This window comes from Vibrio mediterranei, from assembly GCF_900088415.1.
Lineage (GTDB): Bacteria > Pseudomonadota > Gammaproteobacteria > Enterobacterales > Vibrionaceae > Vibrio > Vibrio mediterranei.
In genome coordinates, this window is the sequence record NZ_FLLQ01000008.1 from 22,519 (window position 1) to 40,501 (window position 17,983).

Annotated in this window: 16 protein-coding genes and 1 other annotated feature; of the genes, 5 read left to right on the forward strand and 11 right to left on the reverse strand. The window is 44.7% G+C overall.

Annotated elements, in window-relative coordinates; translation table 11 throughout:
- The first annotated feature begins 86 nt into the window (after positions 1–86).
- Positions 87–1,205: an anhydro-N-acetylmuramic acid kinase gene (locus VME0621_RS20010; protein WP_062459989.1), complete on the forward strand. Its 1,119-nt coding sequence runs from the start codon at positions 87–89 to the stop codon at positions 1,203–1,205.
- 8 nt (positions 1,206–1,213) lie between these two features.
- The gene (gene murQ, locus VME0621_RS20015) at positions 1,214–2,146 is read left to right on the forward strand and encodes an N-acetylmuramic acid 6-phosphate etherase (protein ID WP_062459833.1); all 933 of its coding nucleotides are present in this window, start codon (positions 1,214–1,216) and stop codon (positions 2,144–2,146) included.
- 40 nt (positions 2,147–2,186) lie between these two features.
- On the opposite strand, the gene VME0621_RS20020 is transcribed toward murQ, so the two are convergent.
- Positions 2,187–2,528 (reverse strand): DUF2799 domain-containing protein, encoded by a 342-nt coding sequence (locus VME0621_RS20020; RefSeq protein ID WP_031493145.1) that lies wholly within the window; start codon positions 2,526–2,528, stop codon positions 2,187–2,189.
- Positions 2,529–2,804: 276 nt separating this feature from the next.
- Between VME0621_RS20020 and VME0621_RS20025 the strand changes: the two genes are divergently transcribed.
- Positions 2,805–4,289, forward strand: a complete 1,485-nt coding sequence (locus VME0621_RS20025; RefSeq protein WP_006072910.1) for a carbon starvation CstA family protein — start codon at positions 2,805–2,807, stop codon at positions 4,287–4,289.
- A gap of 75 nt (positions 4,290–4,364) precedes the next feature.
- Here VME0621_RS20025 and VME0621_RS20030 read toward each other — a convergent pair whose 3' ends face one another.
- The 5 genes from VME0621_RS20030 to thrA all read right to left on the reverse strand — a co-directional run bounded on the left by VME0621_RS20030 (position 4,365) and on the right by thrA (position 11,082).
- On the reverse strand, positions 4,365–5,357 hold the full coding sequence (locus VME0621_RS20030; RefSeq protein ID WP_006072909.1) for a Gfo/Idh/MocA family protein: 993 nt from the start codon (positions 5,355–5,357) through the stop codon (positions 4,365–4,367).
- 87 nt (positions 5,358–5,444) lie between these two features.
- Positions 5,445–6,242 (reverse strand): arylamine N-acetyltransferase family protein, encoded by a 798-nt coding sequence (locus tag VME0621_RS20035; protein WP_062459835.1) that lies wholly within the window; start codon positions 6,240–6,242, stop codon positions 5,445–5,447.
- A 139-nt stretch (positions 6,243–6,381) separates the two neighbouring features.
- Positions 6,382–7,662, reverse strand: a complete 1,281-nt coding sequence (thrC, locus tag VME0621_RS20040; RefSeq protein WP_062459836.1) for a threonine synthase — start codon at positions 7,660–7,662, stop codon at positions 6,382–6,384.
- Positions 7,659–8,621 (reverse strand): homoserine kinase, encoded by a 963-nt coding sequence (gene thrB / locus VME0621_RS20045; protein WP_062459838.1) that lies wholly within the window; start codon positions 8,619–8,621, stop codon positions 7,659–7,661. Before thrB ends, thrC begins: the two co-directional genes overlap by 4 nt.
- A gap of 1 nt (position 8,622) precedes the next feature.
- The gene (gene thrA, locus VME0621_RS20050; RefSeq protein WP_038223951.1) at positions 8,623–11,082 is read right to left on the reverse strand and encodes a bifunctional aspartate kinase/homoserine dehydrogenase I; all 2,460 of its coding nucleotides are present in this window, start codon (positions 11,080–11,082) and stop codon (positions 8,623–8,625) included.
- A 29-nt stretch (positions 11,083–11,111) separates the two neighbouring features.
- Positions 11,112–11,227, reverse strand: a sequence feature (Thr leader region).
- A gap of 277 nt (positions 11,228–11,504) precedes the next feature.
- On the opposite strand from thrA, the gene VME0621_RS20055 reads away from it, so the two are divergent.
- Positions 11,505–11,978: a hypothetical protein gene (locus VME0621_RS20055; protein ID WP_062459840.1), complete on the forward strand. Its 474-nt coding sequence runs from the start codon at positions 11,505–11,507 to the stop codon at positions 11,976–11,978.
- Positions 11,979–12,001: 23 nt separating this feature from the next.
- Here VME0621_RS20055 and VME0621_RS20060 read toward each other — a convergent pair whose 3' ends face one another.
- A complete protein-coding gene (locus VME0621_RS20060) occupies positions 12,002–12,484 on the reverse strand; it encodes a putative 4-hydroxy-4-methyl-2-oxoglutarate aldolase (protein ID WP_006072903.1) in 483 nt (160 codons plus the stop codon).
- 100 nt (positions 12,485–12,584) lie between these two features.
- Positions 12,585–12,974 (reverse strand): DUF3293 domain-containing protein, encoded by a 390-nt coding sequence (locus VME0621_RS20065; RefSeq protein WP_062459842.1) that lies wholly within the window; start codon positions 12,972–12,974, stop codon positions 12,585–12,587.
- Between the two features lie 329 nt (positions 12,975–13,303).
- Between VME0621_RS20065 and arcA the strand changes: the two genes are divergently transcribed.
- On the forward strand, positions 13,304–14,020 hold the full coding sequence (arcA, locus tag VME0621_RS20070) for a two-component system response regulator ArcA (protein ID WP_006072901.1): 717 nt from the start codon (positions 13,304–13,306) through the stop codon (positions 14,018–14,020).
- A 70-nt stretch (positions 14,021–14,090) separates the two neighbouring features.
- On the opposite strand, the gene VME0621_RS20075 is transcribed toward arcA, so the two are convergent.
- The 3 genes from VME0621_RS20075 to mnmL form a co-directional block, all read right to left on the reverse strand.
- Positions 14,091–14,561, reverse strand: coding sequence for a hypothetical protein (locus tag VME0621_RS20075; RefSeq protein WP_006072900.1), 471 nt, complete (start codon positions 14,559–14,561; stop codon positions 14,091–14,093).
- Positions 14,558–16,909 carry an aerobic respiration two-component sensor histidine kinase ArcB gene (gene arcB, locus VME0621_RS20080; protein ID WP_006072899.1) on the reverse strand — a complete coding sequence of 784 codons (2,352 nt, stop codon included), beginning with the start codon at positions 16,907–16,909 and terminating at the stop codon, positions 14,558–14,560. The genes VME0621_RS20075 and arcB overlap by 4 nt, the downstream gene beginning before the upstream one ends.
- Positions 16,910–16,977: 68 nt before the next feature.
- Positions 16,978–17,916: a tRNA modification radical SAM protein MnmL/YtqA gene (mnmL, locus tag VME0621_RS20085; RefSeq protein WP_062459844.1), complete on the reverse strand. Its 939-nt coding sequence runs from the start codon at positions 17,914–17,916 to the stop codon at positions 16,978–16,980.
- Positions 17,917–17,983: the final 67 nt, after the last annotated feature.

Sequence of the window (17,983 nt, forward strand, 5' to 3'; positions counted from 1 at the left end):
ATTTATTATCAAATGGGCGTCTCCAGAGATTATTCTGATTATTTTTGATTTACAATATTGCTAGGTAAAAACGGAGTAAGTTTATGATGACTAAGGAAGCGCTTTACATAGGCATAATGTCGGGTACCAGTTTGGATGGTGTCGATACTGCACTGGTATCGATAAAAGACCGTGAAATTAACTTACTCGCCAGCGATTTCCTTAGCTACCCTGAATCACTGAAAACTCAAGTGCTTGCTATCTGTCATGGTCAAGAAACCAACCTTAAACATATCGGTGAGCTCGACCACCAGCTAGGGCTACTTTATGCTGAGGCCGTCAATTCTTTGCTTAGTAAAACCACCTATACGGAGCACGATATCGCAGCCATCGGTAATCACGGCCAAACCGTCTTTCACCAACCAGATGGTGCAATACGCTTTACCACTCAGTTGGGAGACAATAACCTCCTAGCAACACTAACAGGTATTGATACAATCGGAGACTTTCGGCGTAAAGATATGGCACTCGGCGGACAGGGTGCGCCCTTAGTACCCGCATTCCATCGTTACTTATTTGCCGATAGTGATTCAACACAGGTGATTTTAAACATTGGTGGTATTTCCAATGTTTCCATATTGCAGCCCAACGGCGATGTGATTGGCTTTGATACAGGACCTGGAAATGTGCTTTTGGATCATTGGTGTTCTCACGCTTTTTGCCAACCTTTTGACAAAGATGCACAGCTTGCTGCACAAGGCAATGTGCTCACCCATTTGTTAGATGAAATGCTCAAAGATGACTACCTAAAACGTCCTGCACCAAAAAGTACCGGACGCGAGCATTATCATGAACAGTGGTTGAAACAATGCCTTGCTGCCATCTCAACGCCAATAAACGAGCATGATGTGCTCAGAACTCTGACCGAATTTACCGCCCTGACTATCGCTAATGCCATTGAGAACTATCCCATCGGTACTACGCCGAAGCTTTTAGTGTGTGGCGGTGGCGCAAATAACCCAATAATAATGAAACGCCTGAGTGAACTGCTTAAAGGCTGGAATGTGGCACCAACCGATAGCGAAGCCATTAGTGGAGATTATATGGAATCCATGGCCTTCGCTTGGCTTGCACATTGCTATCTCAACAAGATACCGAGCAATTTGCCCTCAGTAACTGGCGCCAGTAAAGCCGTCCCTTTAGGCGTACTCTATTCAGCTGACTAGGAACCACTATGACTAACGACGCACTTCTCAATGCGCTTTCTCAACTTGTCTCCGAGGGAAGAAACCCTGAGACCATGGATATAGATTTACTCTCATCGCAACAGATTCTAGCGCGCATGAATCAACAAGATGCCCTAGTGCCTCTTGCGGTAGAAAAGGTCATTCCAGACATTGCGCTGGCGGTAGACGCCATCACTAAGGCCTTTAAACAAGGTGGTCGATTATTGTATTTGGGTGCAGGTACCAGTGGCCGGCTAGGTGTGCTCGACGCATCAGAATGCCCACCAACCTTTGGCACCGACCCTGATATGGTCGTCGGTATCATCGCTGGCGGTAATGACGCGATGTTCCGAGCCAAAGAAGGCGCAGAAGATGACCCAGCTCTTGGTGAAAAAGACCTTATTGACCATAAGCTGACTTCAAAAGATGTGGTTGTTGGCATCGCCGCTAGTGGGCGCACGCCTTACGTCATTGGTGCATTAGAATATGCCAACCAATTAGGTTCCACGACCGTCGCACTATCATGCAATCCCGCTTCTGATATTGCTAACATCGCTCAAATAGCTATTAGTCCTGTGGTAGGTCCGGAAGCTCTGACAGGTTCCACTCGACTGAAATCGGGGACCGCGCAAAAGTTAGTTCTCAACATGCTCACGACAGCAAGTATGATTCGTTTAGGTAAAAGCTATGAGAACCTGATGGTGGATGTAAAAGCGACCAATGCAAAGTTAGTCGCCAGAGCAACGCGCATTGTGATGCAGGCTACGGATTGCAACAAACAACAGGCAGAAGTCACGTTAAAAGAAACTCAATATGACGTGAAGCTGTCGATTCTCATGATTCTAACTGGATTAGATAAGCAGCAAGCACATCAGCAGTTACATCAACAAGACGGTTTCCTAAGAAAAGCGGTAATAAGCAAGAGCCAAGAAAGTGAATAAAAAAGCTAGGGTGTTATGCCCTAGCTTCCTAAATCATTTTTTAATGAGAATAGTCATTCCAACCGCGTTGCCATTCCATTCTAAAACGCTGTCCATCGGGTAAGCCTTCACACGCCCCAGTGTAATACTGCCCAGATAACCCGATTTGATAAGCAAAATCAGCATCACAAAACTCTAGAATGCCTCTTTGATAGCCCGAGTCGTACTCTGAATGAACGGCAGCGCCGAGTTTATTAAGGTCAGAGTAACTGCGAGACAATTGCCCACGCACACCATCTTGATAGCCAATCTGTTCCCAACTTCCCTCTTTAGCGAGGTCATCCACTCCTTTGGCGCATCCAAATATTAACAAAGCGGATGCTGCCACTAAAAACGCTTTCATGAGATTCCTTTTCATCCAACTCTCTCTGCCGTCACAATGCCAGTTTTAAGTGTTTTTTACCACTCAATCCTTGACTAAGTGATGAGCTTCACGCTTTTCTACCGCCACTTAACTCGGAAAAACGACCACTTACTCTTCGATAAAACCACTTAAGTTGGTTATTGACCACTTAATCATCTATTCCACCACTAACCGAATAAGCCGATGTGTAGCCAATTCATCATTTTTATAATGGTTACCAGAATTTAATGTCATCACAAACTAGGGATAACAGTTATGTTGTGGTTTTTAACTTGTGTTGCAGCCTTGATCGGCGGCTACTTTATCTACGGGGCTTTCATTGAGAAGGTCTTTGGTATTAATACAAAACGTCAAACACCAGCTCACACTAAAGCTGATGGTGTTGACTACGTGCCAATGTCGACCAAGAAAGTGTACTTGGTTCAATTGTTAAATATCGCTGGTGTTGGTCCAATCTTCGGCCCAATCATGGGTGCACTATACGGTCCTGCCGCTATGCTTTGGATTGTCATTGGTTGTATCTTTGCTGGTGCAGTGCACGATTACTTCTCAGGTATGCTTTCAGTACGTAACGGTGGTGCTTCTGTTCCTACTATTACCGGTCGTTACTTAGGCAATGGCGCCAAACACTTTATGAACATTTTTGCCATCGTCTTGTTGCTACTTGTTGGTGTGGTATTCGTTTCTGCACCTGCAGGCATGATCACTAACCTAGTGAATGACCAAATGGGCATGTCAATGAGCATGACAACCATGGTTGTGGTTATCTTCGCTTATTACATCATCGCGACAATCGTACCTGTCGACAAAATTATTGGTCGCTTCTACCCACTATTTGGCGCACTGCTCATCTTCATGTCTGTTGGTCTTATCACAGCAGTGGCACTATCAAGCGAGCACCAAGTTATGGGTGGCTTTGAAGTCAGCGATATGTTCACCAACATGAACCCAAATGACTTACCATTATGGCCAGCTCTATTCATCACTATTGCTTGCGGCGCTATCTCTGGCTTCCACGCAACACAGTCTCCACTGATGGCGCGCTGTATGGAAAACGAAAAGAATGGTCGCTTCGTCTTCTACGGTGCAATGATCGGTGAAGGTGTTATCGCTCTTATCTGGTGTGCTCTTGCTCTGTCTTTCTTCGGCTCTATCGACTCGCTAGCTGAAGCAGTTAAAAATGGTGGTCCAGGTAACGTAGTGTACAGCGCTTCATTTGGCCTATTGGGTGTATTTGGTGGTGTGCTTGCTTTCCTAGGTGTGGTTATTCTGCCAATCACTTCAGGTGATACTGCATTCCGCTCTAGCCGTCTAATCCTTGCTGAATACTTCAACATGGAGCAGAAAACACTACGTAACCGCCTACTGATGGCTCTACCACTATTCGTTATCGGTGGCATCTTAACTCAAGTAGACTTTGGTGTTATCTGGCGCTACTTCGGTTTCGCTAACCAAACAACTGCAGTAATGATGTTGTGGACAGCCTCGGCTTACCTACTACGTCACAACAAGATGCACTGGGTAACGACTGTTCCAGCCATCTTTATGACGACGGTTGTTATTACCTTCATCTTGAATAACGCAACCCTAGGCTTCGGTCTGCCAATGCAGCTGTCAACAATTCTAGGTATTGTTGCCTCACTATCTATCACTGGCTACGTGATTAAGAAGTCGAAAGGTAAAGGTGAAACAGACCTTGCAGATGAAGAAAAGCCACAAGGCAAAGCAGAAACTGCTTAACTGATTATCCCGTTATCCGCTCTTTGAGCTAAAAAAGCGCCTTCACATTGAAGGCGCTTTTTATTTGCTACCTGATTATTCGCTAAGATAACCCAAACCACCAGCAATCAGACTTTGCTCCATCACTTCAATGACGGCTCGGCTGGTTTCATGCTTTAGGATTGATGAGGTATTAGCACCTTGCAAAATCAGCCCACTTAGATGATCAATTTCATGTTCAAAGCCAGTCCCGATTGTTTGCGGTGCTATCAACACGGTCTCATCTCGATACACCACTTGAATTGATTTCGGGTTCCACCACTTTTCAGCAATGGTCGCTTCAAAGTCCTCACCCTGAATGACAGCACTACGCACTAAATTACGTGTTATTGAGGCTGCTAACTGACCTTGAAGACCAGATTTAAAATGAAACTCTGCGGTTTCATCCACCTTTGCTTGAGGGTTATCTTGAGAAAAGACCACGTCGGGCTTACCAATAGTTACGCCACACAATGTACATAAATCTGCGTACAACCACAGCGCATACACTCCCACATCCAGTGTCGCACCACCGGCTTGCTGAGCGTTGAAGATTTGGTAGTTCTCATCATACTCATGCCAATTACCAAATGCTGCCTGTACTGAGGTTAGCTTGATATTGTTGTTGGCAATAAACTGTTTTAACTCTTGGTAGGCAGGAAACACAACAGACTTCATGGCTTCCGCCAAGATGACACCATGTCGTATCGCTAGCGCAGCCATTTCATCCCAATCTTTTACATTGGTAAATGCGGGTTTTTCTACCAGCACATGCTTGCCAGCGTTTAAAAAAAGCTCGACCAAATCTCGGTGATAGGGGTGTAATGTCGCAATATAGACCACATCTACGTCGGCATCATCCGCTAATGCTTGGTAGGAACCATACGAGCGGCTACACTCAAATTCTTCGGCAAACTTCGACGCTCTAGCTTCATCACGTGCTGCCACCGCAACTAATTCGCCACATTGCGAATGTTGAGTTAAGTCGATAGCAAACCGACGTGCTATTTTCCCTAAACCTGCAATACCCCAACGAGCTTTCTCCAACATCCTCTACCCTTCACCATTACGTTTTTTGCCAACCATACCTAAGTCATATGATTACTCAAGTATCATACGGTGTAACATTGTCAGTTATTACCATCCAAGTTTTGCGATGATACTACCAAGCTGTGATGCCTCTAGTTGAATACCAAAGTGGCGTTCAACGTTCTCCGCCAAGTCCGCTTTAGTCAGTTCTACTTCTTGCGCCTCTTCGTTACCCATTCTGATTTTTAACGTGCTATCGAGTAGTGTAATGATGCCGCCTTCAATTGGCTTTGCTGCAATCAAACTGTTGGTAAAGTGAGTCTCTGGGCTGGTCGAGGTAAAATGATTGCCATACAAAATATCGCCGCGACATACATAGGTCATATCCAAGCTGTATAGACTCACCCAATCTTGCTGTTTCACTTGAAGTAAATAACCACAGCGTTCATCTTCGATAAATCGAAAACATTGGTGGTCAATACACTGCTCGCGATGCAATGTCAGCTCCAGAGGTGCTCTTGGCGTATTCGCACCGAACCCTGCATCAACAATCCACTGCTGGTCATCAATCGTAGCCAATGTCACTTGATGGCTCCGTCCCGAAGGCTCGCCGCTAAGATGTACTCGTGCTAATAGTGGCCTAACGGTAAAACCTAAGCTCTCCATAACTCGAAGCAGTAACCCGTTGACTTCAAAGCAATAGCCGCCACGCTGATGACGTATCAGTTTTTCAAAGATCGCATCAATATCAAGTTTAATTCCTTGGCCAACGTAGACGTCAAAGTTTTCAAATGGCAACGTCCGATGCTGAGCATGATGAAGCGATATCATATCGGCCACCGTAGGCTCAAGCTCATTCTTAATGCCAAGCTTATCGAAATAATCACGCATTTGAACAGGGGTCATCCTGTACTCCTTTAATAGTGGCAGTGTTTATTATTTTAGGTAATCCGCAAACAACAGATACAAAAAAACGCCCGAAACCTAAATGTGCTTACTCAGCTACACTTAAATTTCAAGGCGTTGCGATTAGTGTCATCTAGACCTATTGGACTCGGCGTAACACCGCTTTTAGTGCCTCAAAGTCATTGGCTAAATCTTCAGATAACAGCTCCATTGCCGCGTGTTTAGCCAATGGCCCAGGTAACTCAATGTCAGAACCTAAGATATCATCGACCACTTCTTTAAACTTAGCAGGATGCGCGGTACACAAGAACAAGCCTGTTTCACCCGGTTGCAACTGCTCTTCAAGTACTCGATAAGCAATCGCACCATGAGGTTCACATAAGTAGCCTAGAGCATTAAGATCACGAACCGACTCCGCACTTTGCTCATCAGAGACCGCCCCTTTGCCTAACGTGTCCAAACCCCAACCTTTAAGGCGGCAGAGTTCTTCGATACGCGGCCAGTTGTTTGGCTGACTAACATCCATCGCATTTGACGTTGTTGCCACCGTCGGTTTTGGAGCCCACTCACCTGTTTCTAGGTAACGTGGCACAGTATCATTCGCATTGGTTGCCGCGATAAAGCGCTTAATAGGCAATCCAAGCGCTTTCGCAAGCAGGCCAGCCGTTAAGTTACCGAAGTTACCGCTTGGTACTGATACTACGAGGTTTTCGCGCTGCTCTTTGCTAAGTTGAGACGCGGCTTCAAAGTAGTAACAAATCTGCGCCATCAAACGACTGATGTTGATTGAGTTTGCTGAATTTAATCCAATTTCTTCACGCAATGCTGCATCATCAAATGCCTGTTTCACGAGCGCTTGGCAAGCATCAAAGTCACCATCGATGGCCACTGTGTGAATGTTTTTGCCTAGCGTACAGAACAGCTTTTCCTGAAGTGGACTGATTTTACCTTTCGGGTAAAGAATCACGACATTGATGTCTTCCATACCATAGAAAGCGTGAGCGACTGCAGCACCAGTATCACCTGATGTTGCTGTCAAAATAGTGATTTTGCCACCATCAGAAACCGCAGCTAAAGACTGAGCCATAAAACGGCCTCCAAAGTCTTTAAATGCCAACGTTGGGCCATGGAAAAGCTCTAGTGCGTACACACCATCTTTCACTTGGTTGATTGGAGCCGGAAATTGGAACGCATTGTCCACTAATTCGCCGACTTTCTCTGCAGGCAACTCCTCGCCAATTAGCGCAGAGAGAATCTTTGCGCTGCGCGACACAAAATCTTCAGCCAATAAAGCATCTACGTCATCGAACTTAGGCAGTTCAGATGGAAAAAATAGACCTTGGTTGCGACCTAAGCCTTGACGGACAGCTTGGCCAAACGAGACTTGCTCGTCATTTTCTTTGATGTTGTAAAGCTTCATAGCTCACTTCCTGTTACTTTCGAACCCTGCTTGTCTAAACGACAAACGTGCACGAATCCTTCGTTATTTTGTACGTAATTTTCTTCTAGCCAGCGAGCCACTCGCTCTGCCACATCTTTTTCTTTACAGATGCTGAACAGCGTTGGGCCACTACCTGAAATTCCAGTTGCCAAAGCCCCCGCTGTTGCCGCGTATTCACGCGCTTGACTAAAGCCGGGTAGCAACTTAGCACGGTATGGTTCGGCAATGACATCTTTGATCATCTTTGCTGCCAATTCAGGCTGATTAGAATGACATGCGTGGATAAACCCTGCCAGATGACGACCATGAGCAATGATGTCTTGACGACGATATTGAGAAGGTAAAATTTCGCGCGCTTCTGCCGTTGACACTTTAATGCCTGGATACGCCATCACCCAATACCAATCATCAAAACAAGGCACTTCTTGGCTAATAATACCAAGCTCTTCCAGCATCAGTTGCACACCGCCTAGATAGCAAGGTGCCACATTGTCGTAATGGATGCCACCAGAAATTTGCCCTTCCATTTCTCCCATAAGAGCCAGTAACTCGGTCTCATTTAATGGATTGCCATGAAATTGGTTCAAAGCGTCTAGCGCCGCGACGATAGAGCAAGCGCTCGATCCTAAGCCAGAACCAATCGGCATGTTCTTCTCAAGTGTCATAAACACAGGTTTAAGGGCTAGTCCTTTCTTATCTAATTCACGGGCGTACACTTTCCAACAATCGTAAACAATATTCTCTTGCGGGTTAGCGGGCAGCTTATCAACAAAGCTGCCTTTCGTTGCTAGGTCAAAAGGTTTATCACCTAGCTTAACCTCAACGCAATCGCCAAGCAGAGTGCCATCTATAGGAGAGACTGCAGCACCCAATACATCAAAACCAACACTCACGTTACCAATAGAGGCCGGAGCATAAACGACAACGCTATCACTCATCTTACACTCCTAGTTTCCAGCCTAATGTACGCATCACATCAGAGAACACGCCTGCTGCGGTCACTTCTGTACCCGCACCGTAACCACGTAATACCAGTGGAATTGGCTGATAATAGCGACTATAAAATGCCAGTGCGTTTTCACCATCTTTAATCTTGAACATAGGGTCGTTTTCATCCACGGCAGCAATGCGTACGCGACACTTACCATCTGCGATTTCGCCCACGTAGCGCAGCACTTTGCCTTCTTTGGCAGCGTCCGCTGACAGTTGGCTGAAGTAAGCATCCGCTTCAGGCAGACGGGCCATAAACTCATCTACTGAACCTGAATCATCAAAACCTGGTGGCAACGCTTGGTCAACTTCGACATCTTCAAGTTCAAGCGCCATCCCCGCTTCGCGAGCTAAGATGAGCAGTTTACGTGCTACGTCCATGCCTGATAGATCATCACGTGGATCTGGCTCAGTGAAACCTTTATCTTTTGCGACATTAGTTGCTTGGCTTAGCGTTAACCCTTCATCTAACTTACCGAAAATGAAAGATAACGAACCCGATAGAATACCGTTGAATTTCTCTAGCTCATCACCCGCTGCGATCAGGTTCTGTAGGTTCTCAATAACTGGCAGACCTGCCCCTACCGTTGTCTCATACATTAGCTTACGACGAGAGTTACGAGCGACATCACGCAGTTGATGATAGTAAGACATGCTCGCAGTGTTTGCCTTTTTATTTGGCGTGACTACATGGAAGCCTGCCGCTAAAAACTCCGTATATTGATTGGCAATGTCTTCACTAGAAGTACAATCAACCAAAACAGGGTTAATAATGTGATTACGCTGAACCAATGCGGCTAAACCTGCCACCGAGAACTTCTCACTTACGTCGCCCATACGATCGCGCCATTGGTCGAGAGGAAGTCCCTTACCATCTAGCAAGACACCTTTACTGTTTGCCAGACCACATACGCGGATAATGATGCCTTTCTCTGCCAGTTTGGCTTGCTGGCGCTGAATTTGGTCCACCAGCTCACCACCAACACCGCCAACACCAACGACAAACACATCTAGGAAATGCTTGGAATTGAAAAGATTTTCATGACACGCTTTGATGGCCTCAGAAATTTTGTCTTCTGGGATTACCGCTGAGATAGCGCGCTCGGAGGAGCCCTGTGCGATTGCGACAATGTTGACGTTAACTTCTGCCAGTGATGAGAAGAACTGAGAAGCGACACCGCGAGACGTGCGCATGCCATCGCCCACTAGTGTCACGATCGCGACATCATCCATAAACTCAACAGGCTCTAGTAAACCGTTTTTAAGTTCCAGTTCAAAAGCTTCGCGCAATGCTCGCTCTGCATCGAGCTTGTCTTCTTCTTCAATACAGAAACTGATGCTGTATTCTGAAGATGATTGAGTAATAAGAACGATGGACACACCCGCTGATGACATAGCGCCAAAAACGCGACTCGCCATGCCCACCATGCCTTTCATACCAGGTCCAGATACGTTTACCATGATAAGGTTAGACAGCGTCGTGATACCTTTGATTGGTAAGTTATCTTCACCAGTATCTTGACCAATCAAGGTACCAGCCCCTTGTGGGTTAAACGAGTTCTTGATGAGACATGGAATATGGAACTGAGCGATAGGTGCAATAGTTTTTGGGTGAAGAACCGAAGCGCCAAAATAAGAAAGCTCCATCGCTTCTTGATAGCTCAGTGACTTGAGAAGGCGAGCATCATCAACCAGGCGAGGGTCACAGTTGTAAACCCCATCAACATCCGTCCAAATTTCACAACAATCAGCACGCAAGCACGCTGCTAATACCGCCGCAGAATAGTCAGAGCCGTTACGACCAAGCGTAACCAATTCACCCTTAGCGTTGCCAGCAGTAAAGCCCGGCATAATGTGCACGACACCTTCTGCCAGTGGGTTAGCTTGGAAGTTTTGGGTTGATACTTCCACATCCACCATCGCTTCTAAATGATCACCTTGAGCAAAAAGGTACTTAACTGGATCAATAAGATCCGCAGCTTGACCTTTAGCTTGCAGTACAGCTTTCATAAGTTGAATCGAGATTCGCTCGCCTTTTGAGATAATGCGAGCATTCACGTGATCTGGGCAAGTTCCGAGTAATCGGATACCGTGGACAAATTGATGCAATTGGAATAAAGATGTTTTGACTTGATTGTCAAAATCTGTGCGCTCAATATTCGGGAGTACAGCAGCAATATTAGAAAATAGTTCGTTGAATGATGTTTCAAGCTCTGAAATCTGCAACTCAACTTCATTGTTTTTTAGGGCAGTTTCAATAACGGCGACAAGTTTGTTTGTCGTTTTACCCGGTGCCGATAGCACCACTGCCAAATCTTCTTGCTGGGCATTATTAGCGATGATGTCCGCTGCTCTTAGAAAGCGGTCTGCATCAGCTAATGATGAACCTCCAAATTTTAGTACTCGCATCCTTTCCTCCCGAAATACTCAAAACAGGTAAAAAAAAGGCCCGTATCTTGGGGATACAGGCCTTGTTTTTGAATTTCTTCCGTCTACCAGCCCGCCCCAACATTGGTAATGTCGGTAATAATAATCGTGGTGGTCATTACTACGTGCTGGCAACTAAACATAGGGTCTTCTTAAAAATCTCTTATGTGCTTACCCATACGTTTAACCTATTTGTTGTAGCTGAGTCAATTAAAAAATGTACTTTTATTGCTTTAGCGGCGTTTTTTTCGTAAACGCATAGAAATTGATAATTGCAGATAACTTATTCAGTTAGGATCTTTATTAATAACCAATTGCTATATAGATTTACAACTTTTTGCTTAGTTTATGTGCTTTAATTAGAAGTCAATAAACTATAAAAACAATAACCAAGGAGTGGTGCTATGAAAGCAGTGTCTTTTTACGCTTTACCCTTGCTATTGTTCTCAGGAATGTCCCTCGCGGTAGACCTACCTACGCTGCCTTCGCAGCATGACGCCTCCCCTCATAACTTCTTTCTTTCTTCAGGCACTAAGCTGGGTAGCAGTGATTCTTTTGATACTTGGAATATTGATAGTGGCTATTCCTATTCAATCTTTGACTCGTTAGATGTTTACATCGGGGCTCGATTGAATAATTCGCACGAGTCGATAGACCAAGGATTTTTGAGTGGCGTTAGCTACAATGTGTCTGACCGTATCTCGGTAAAAAGCACACTTCGTGGCTACCAATATGAAGAGAATAACGAAAAGCAAGGCGCAATGGCTGCGGAAATATCAAGTAGGATGAGATTAACCGAAAACCTAGACGTTCACGCCACCTTCGATTTTGAGAAGGTACAACAAGGCGTCGAAGTGGGTCTAGGCTTCCGTTTTTAACTGAGCATCAGTTCAAGCATGACTTAAAACTCTAATGCTTCTTTAGCGATCAATACCCCATTCCAATCAGAATAAACGTAATGCCCAGGTTGAACGATTTGGTTGTTCATCGTTAATGTAACGTTGATTTGACCTGCTCCACGTTTTTCTGTTTTGAAAGGACATGCCGCTAGCGCTTTCACTCCCAGATCCATTTCCGCCATAGCCGCCACGTCCCGAACTGCGCCATTCACAATCACGCCTTCCCATCCGTTTTCTATTGCCATAATCGCGAGTTGGTCCCCAAGCAGTGCTTTGGCGCAAGAACCATTACCGTCAACAAAGAGTACTTTGCCTGTACCATTTTGCCCTAACACTTCTCGCACCATTGAGTTATCGTGGTAACAGCGTACCGTTACAATCTCTCCCCAGAACGCGGCACGTTGCCCGAAATTTTGCAGTGGCAAATTCAGCAACATGACTTTATCTTCGTGTTGGTCACAAATATCAGGTGTGATATCTCTCATTTTTCCTCCGTGATTTTTTGCTCAATAGCCATGCTAGTAGCAAGTCTTTAGAAGAGCATTAAATTAAAATCCTTTATCGCCTATCCGGTAATTTTTTCTGCTAACGTAAGAAATCACCCAATCGGCCTAATTTTTTTTGCGTTTGACTCTCATCACAGGAAACCAAAAACAGTACACCATTTTCTACCCAATAAATGGCATTTTGCTGGTATTTTTGCGCTAACTCACAGCCTTGCGTTAAAGTCATTTCTACCGCAAAGCTGTCTTCAACCCAGCTAAAACTCGGGTTTCCCACCTTAACATTTTGGTAGTTATAAATTTTGAGTCTTTGCTCTAAGTTAAGGTTTTTTATGCAATTTAGTTCGTTAGACAGTTTACGACTCTGTGGGTTCCAAGCCGTTATGATCACGTAATTTTCGCTGTCCCACTCAGTGATAAATTCTATGCAAATTTCTGAATAGGCACGCCACAAGTGTGCATCAATACTCATATTATCTAAATTGTTGTATTTGCCCAATACTATTAATATTTGTTACAAAGGCGCTATTGATTTAAATCAACAAAGTGCATGGAATTAACATTTGACCATTGTTAGCATGCTGTTAACATTATAGAATTCGCCTCAATGACATAGCAGAATAATAAGAGATTTAAGGGATTTCTCGTTTTTTTGGCAACATCACGGAAGGCGACTTAACCTGTAACTGTTTCTACGATTTTGAGTAAACATCTAAGAAACATTACCTATATGTTAACTTTTTGCCTAGAATTTATTCTACTAGCGACAGAATTATCACAAGTTTAAATTAGGTACCGCCGATGCAAAGCCCGCAGATTCTTATTGTTGAAGATGAGCAAGTAACCCGTAACACCCTTAAAAGCATTTTTGAAGCAGAAGGATATGCTGTATTCGAGGCCAGCGACGGTCAGGAAATGCACCAAGTCATGTCTGAGAACTCTGTAAACCTTGTTATCATGGATATCAACCTTCCTGGTAAAAACGGTTTACTACTAGCTCGTGAACTTCGTGAGCAAGCTAATGTAGCATTAATGTTCTTGACTGGTCGTGACAACGAAGTGGATAAAATTCTAGGTTTAGAGATTGGCGCTGATGATTACATCACTAAGCCATTCAACCCTCGTGAATTAACTATCCGTGCACGTAACCTGTTAACTCGTTCAATGAGCACAAGTGCCGCTACTGAAGAAAAACGCAGCGTTGAGAAATATGAGTTCAACGGTTGGGTTCTTGATATCAATAGTCGCTCACTAGTTAGCCCAAGTGGCGACGGCTACAAGCTACCTCGTTCAGAGTTCCGTGCTCTACTGCACTTCTGTGAGAACCCAGGTAAGATTCAAACTCGCGCCGATCTTCTTAAGAAGATGACTGGTCGTGAGCTTAAACCACACGATCGCACTGTAGATGTAACGATTCGTCGTATCCGTAAACACTTTGAGTCGGTTTCAGGTACTCCAGAAATCATCGCAACTATCCACGGTGAAGGCTACCGCTTCTGTGGCGATCTAGAAGAATAATAATCTTCTAACGAATAGCAAAAGGGACGCACTATGCGTCCCTTTTTTAATGTAAGCGATTCAGCCTCAATCAATACACCGTATCCACATTCACTTGTTTGTTGACAACCCAAGTTTGTTTATCGCCACCAACCAGCTGCACAGCCACATCTACTGGCTTAGTAATGTTGACTTCTAACTGCCAGTTAAACGCCACTTCCCACTGATTCTCTGAGTGATTCCGCAGTTCAAAGTCATCACCTTCAAACTCCCAAGACACATCACCTTGTTTCAATACCACCATAGCGACATCCATATCAGCTGGTAGCTGCGTGTCAGTCACTAGGTTTAATGCACCGTGAAGAGTTTGTTCTTTTACCAGTGCAGTCGTTTCACCAATTTTTGGCATCATATCGATCCAAAGGTTCGACTCTAGACGAACAGTCTGCTGTTCAACCATAGCAGTATTTCCCGTCATCCATACTTTTGAGTCTGTCGCTGGAGAGGTTGCACAACCGGCTAAAGCTGCAGAAAGTGCTAGTGCTGTGAGTATTTTCTTCATTTTGATTCCTTACTTTCCAACCACATTTTAAGTACTTGAATATCATTGTGATATTCGTTTTTTATCTCTTCAACCCAATCTTCAATGTTCTCCCACCATGCTGGCATATCCGGAGACTGAGCCTTCTGGGCAACTGATTGAATGCGTTTTAAGCCAATAGATCCAGCAGCACCTTTAATCTTATGTGCTTCAGAGGCAATGCCGGATTGATCTTTCGCAGTCATGTTCGAATCCAGTATCTCGAGATAGTCTGGCATCATTTGCTCGAACATAGTGATGCTATCGTACACAGGTTTGGTGCCGACAATATCAACATAAGAGTCCAACATATCGAAATCTAAAAGTCGGTTAAACAGTTCGTCATTAATATCTGTTTTCTCAACTACGGTTGCTTCCTCAACGTCAGTAGACTCTTCATCGCCAGCAAACTTGTTAATGACTTCCGTGAGTGCTTTAACACTCAGTGGCTTACTGATAGCGTCATCCATGCCTTTTGTTAGGTACTCTTGCTTATCCTTTAGCACATTCGCCGTTAAAGCGACCAAAGGAGGCAATTGTGTGTAGTGCTCTCTAAAGTTCTGTGCAACATCAAAGCCCGTCATATCAGGTAACTGAATATCGAGCAACGCGAGGTCATACTCTTCTGGCTTAAACGTCGCGATGGCTTCTTCGCCCGTCATTGCAACACTGACTGTATGTCCTAAGCTTTCCAACAGCGAACGTGCGACCGTAATGTTCAACTCTATATCTTCCAGTAAGAAAATATTGAGACTACCTTGTTGCTTCACTTCTACTGGAGCCAATTGTTGTTTATCAGCACAAGGGACATTGATGGATACCGTAAATGTACTTCCAAACCCTTCTTCACTGTCTACCGTGATGTCACCATCCATCATCTTTATCAGTTGCTTAGAAACCGCAAGACCAATTCCGGTGCCCACAGCATGTAAATTGTCTTTCCCTGACTTCACCTGATAATACATAGCGAAGATCTTATCAAGTTCGTGCTGAGGAATACCTATTCCAGTATCTTCAACTTCGATAATGATATGAGCATAATTATCTTCAATATCCGCACTGATGGTCATCACCACGCCACCCTGCTTGGTGAACTTCATGGCGTTGCTAACCAGATTCCAAATCACCTGACGTAGTCGTGTCGCATCGACTACCACGCCTTCTGGGAGATCCGTTAAACGCTCAAGATCAAATCGTAACCCTTTCTGCTCAGCCATAAGAGCTGAAATGCTCTCAAGTTCAGTGACAAAGTCTTCAAAGTTCAGTGGTTCAGGGAAAAGCTCAAGCTTACGTCTATCAAACTTGTCCATATCAATTATGTCATTAAAGATATGGCCTAGCGTGATGGCACTGACGTTAATAGTTTGCATGTGCTTACGCTGTTCAGTATTTAGGTGGCTATCAAGCAACATTCTGCTTAAACCGACGATGCCATTTAACGGTGTACGCAGCTCATGACTAATGGTCGAAATAAACGTTGTTTTGTCTCGACTCGCTTTCTCTAATGACTCTTGATGACGCTTACGCTCGGTGATATCACGACCAAAACCAACCAGCCCAAGGTGCTTACCATCTTTGCTATAGAACGGTACCTTACGCAGTTCATAGAAACATTTCTTGCCATCTGGGTACTCTAGCCACTGCTCATACGTCAGTGCTTGGTTATCCCCCATCACTTTATGGTCGGTTTCAACAACTTGTTTAGCGATCTCTTCAGAGTAAACGTCCCATGGCGTCAAACCCACTAGCTCTTTTTCTTTTCGACCAGTCAACTCTTCCATCGCCCGGTTACAACCAGAGAAGACACCTTCCGCATTGCGGTAATAGATCAAGTCGGGAGAAGCATCAATAAATGAACGCAGTAAAGCAGTTCGCTCAGCCAGCTCTAGTTGAGTACGTTCACGTTGAAACACCTCGTTTTCTAGATCCTTCATCGCCTCTTCACGCGCTTCCTCCGCTTTTTGTCTCTCTTCAATCTCTTGATTGAGTTTGCGGATATTTTGTTGCAGCTTGTGGTTCAAATCTTGGTCACGCGAACGCATGTCTTTTAGCTTAGAAACCATCTTAGAGAGGCGCTGACGTGATTCTTCCAACTGGTCGACAACAACTGAGAGAAAATACACGGCCCACGGAGTAATAAGCAGACCGAAAAATACCGAACGGACAATATCGATGTCATCTACACGCCCATTCAAAACAAGGGTAATACCCACCTGAACCACAACGGCTAATGCCACCAAAGCCAATGCGAGAAGAATAGAAAAACGAACAATGCCGAGCTTTACTAACAAGTCGACATAATATTGAGCGAGGTTTTTGATAGGTTTCATTCAGCACTCCGTGCGTTACAACTGGCCTAAGTCTATCATTAAGCCAGAAGCTTCACACGGTAGTAGAATTATTTGAGAACAGGTTTGTGATAAATAAACGGATTCAGAGTCAATGAGCCCTGTTGGCCTTGTTTGGTTAACACTCGGCCTAGTTCTGTCATCGCTAACCAACGGTTCTCACACCAAAGTGGCGACAACAAGGTCGGTCTTCGCGCGGAAGAGGAGACGCGGTGAAAAATAATCTCTGCTGGCGTACGACGAATCATTTCACTGGCCACGTCTAAGTAAAACTCTAGCGTTGGCGCTTCTAATCTCCCAGCACGCCACGCCTTAGCCATCGTACTACCTTCAACAATATGTAAACCGTGCAATTTAATGCCATCCGTTCCGGTGGCCAGCACCTTGTCTAGAGTAACAAGATTGTCTTGCTTTGATTCATTTGGCAGACCGACGATAAGATGTGTACATACCTTGATTCCAAGTGCACGAGCGCGTCGAGTGATCTCATCGTACACAGCAAAATCATGGCCTCGATTTATGCGTTTAAGTGTGTGATCGTGAGCCGTTTGCAGCCCTAACTCCAGCCAAATTTCATAGCCTTGTTCAACGTACCCAGCCAAAAGTTCAAGTACGGATTCAGGAACACAATCAGGACGCGTTCCGACACATAATCCAACGATGTCAGCATACTTAAGTGCCTCTTCGTACATGTTTTTCAACACCTGTACTTCTGCATAAGTGCTGGTATAAGCCTGAAAATAAGCGAGATACTTCTTTGCGCGCTTCACTTCACCAGCACGATCCGTGAGCTGTTCATGAATGGATTGAATCTGTGTCTCTTCACTTGCAAAGGAGGCAACATTACAAAATGTACAACCACCACGACCTATCGTGCCGTCTCGGTTAGGGCAGCTAAAACCACCGTGCAGGGTCAGTTTGTGAACTTTTTCACCGTATCGACGCTGGAGATCTTGGCCGATGGTATTCACCAACTCATGTAATTGCATGTTCGAAAAACCTATTAATAAGAATGAATCTCACTCTAATTAGTGAAACTAAATTACATCCCTGCAA

Bases quoted from the DNA above. Each gene is read 5' to 3' on its own strand.
- arcB (WP_006072899.1), bottom strand. From the start codon at position 16,909: ATGAAACCTATCAAAAACCTCGCTCAATATTATGTCGACTTGTTAGTA.
- VME0621_RS20060 (WP_006072903.1), bottom strand. From the start codon at position 12,484: ATGAGAGATATCACACCTGATATTTGTGACCAACACGAAGATAAAGTC.
- VME0621_RS20035 (WP_062459835.1), bottom strand. From the start codon at position 6,242: ATGACCCCTGTTCAAATGCGTGATTATTTCGATAAGCTTGGCATTAAG.
- arcA (WP_006072901.1), top strand. From the start codon at position 13,304: ATGCAAAGCCCGCAGATTCTTATTGTTGAAGATGAGCAAGTAACCCGT.
- VME0621_RS20010 (WP_062459989.1), top strand. From the start codon at position 87: ATGACTAAGGAAGCGCTTTACATAGGCATAATGTCGGGTACCAGTTTG.
- thrC (WP_062459836.1), bottom strand. From the start codon at position 7,662: ATGAAGCTTTACAACATCAAAGAAAATGACGAGCAAGTCTCGTTTGGC.
- thrA (WP_038223951.1), bottom strand. From the start codon at position 11,082: ATGCGAGTACTAAAATTTGGAGGTTCATCATTAGCTGATGCAGACCGC.
- thrB (WP_062459838.1), bottom strand. From the start codon at position 8,621: ATGAGTGATAGCGTTGTCGTTTATGCTCCGGCCTCTATTGGTAACGTG.
- VME0621_RS20020 (WP_031493145.1), bottom strand. From the start codon at position 2,528: ATGAAAGCGTTTTTAGTGGCAGCATCCGCTTTGTTAATATTTGGATGC.
- VME0621_RS20025 (WP_006072910.1), top strand. From the start codon at position 2,805: ATGTTGTGGTTTTTAACTTGTGTTGCAGCCTTGATCGGCGGCTACTTT.
- VME0621_RS20030 (WP_006072909.1), bottom strand. From the start codon at position 5,357: ATGTTGGAGAAAGCTCGTTGGGGTATTGCAGGTTTAGGGAAAATAGCA.
- murQ (WP_062459833.1), top strand. From the start codon at position 1,214: ATGACTAACGACGCACTTCTCAATGCGCTTTCTCAACTTGTCTCCGAG.
- VME0621_RS20065 (WP_062459842.1), bottom strand. From the start codon at position 12,974: ATGAGTATTGATGCACACTTGTGGCGTGCCTATTCAGAAATTTGCATA.
- VME0621_RS20055 (WP_062459840.1), top strand. From the start codon at position 11,505: ATGAAAGCAGTGTCTTTTTACGCTTTACCCTTGCTATTGTTCTCAGGA.
- VME0621_RS20075 (WP_006072900.1), bottom strand. From the start codon at position 14,561: ATGAAGAAAATACTCACAGCACTAGCACTTTCTGCAGCTTTAGCCGGT.
- mnmL (WP_062459844.1), bottom strand. From the start codon at position 17,916: ATGCAATTACATGAGTTGGTGAATACCATCGGCCAAGATCTCCAGCGT.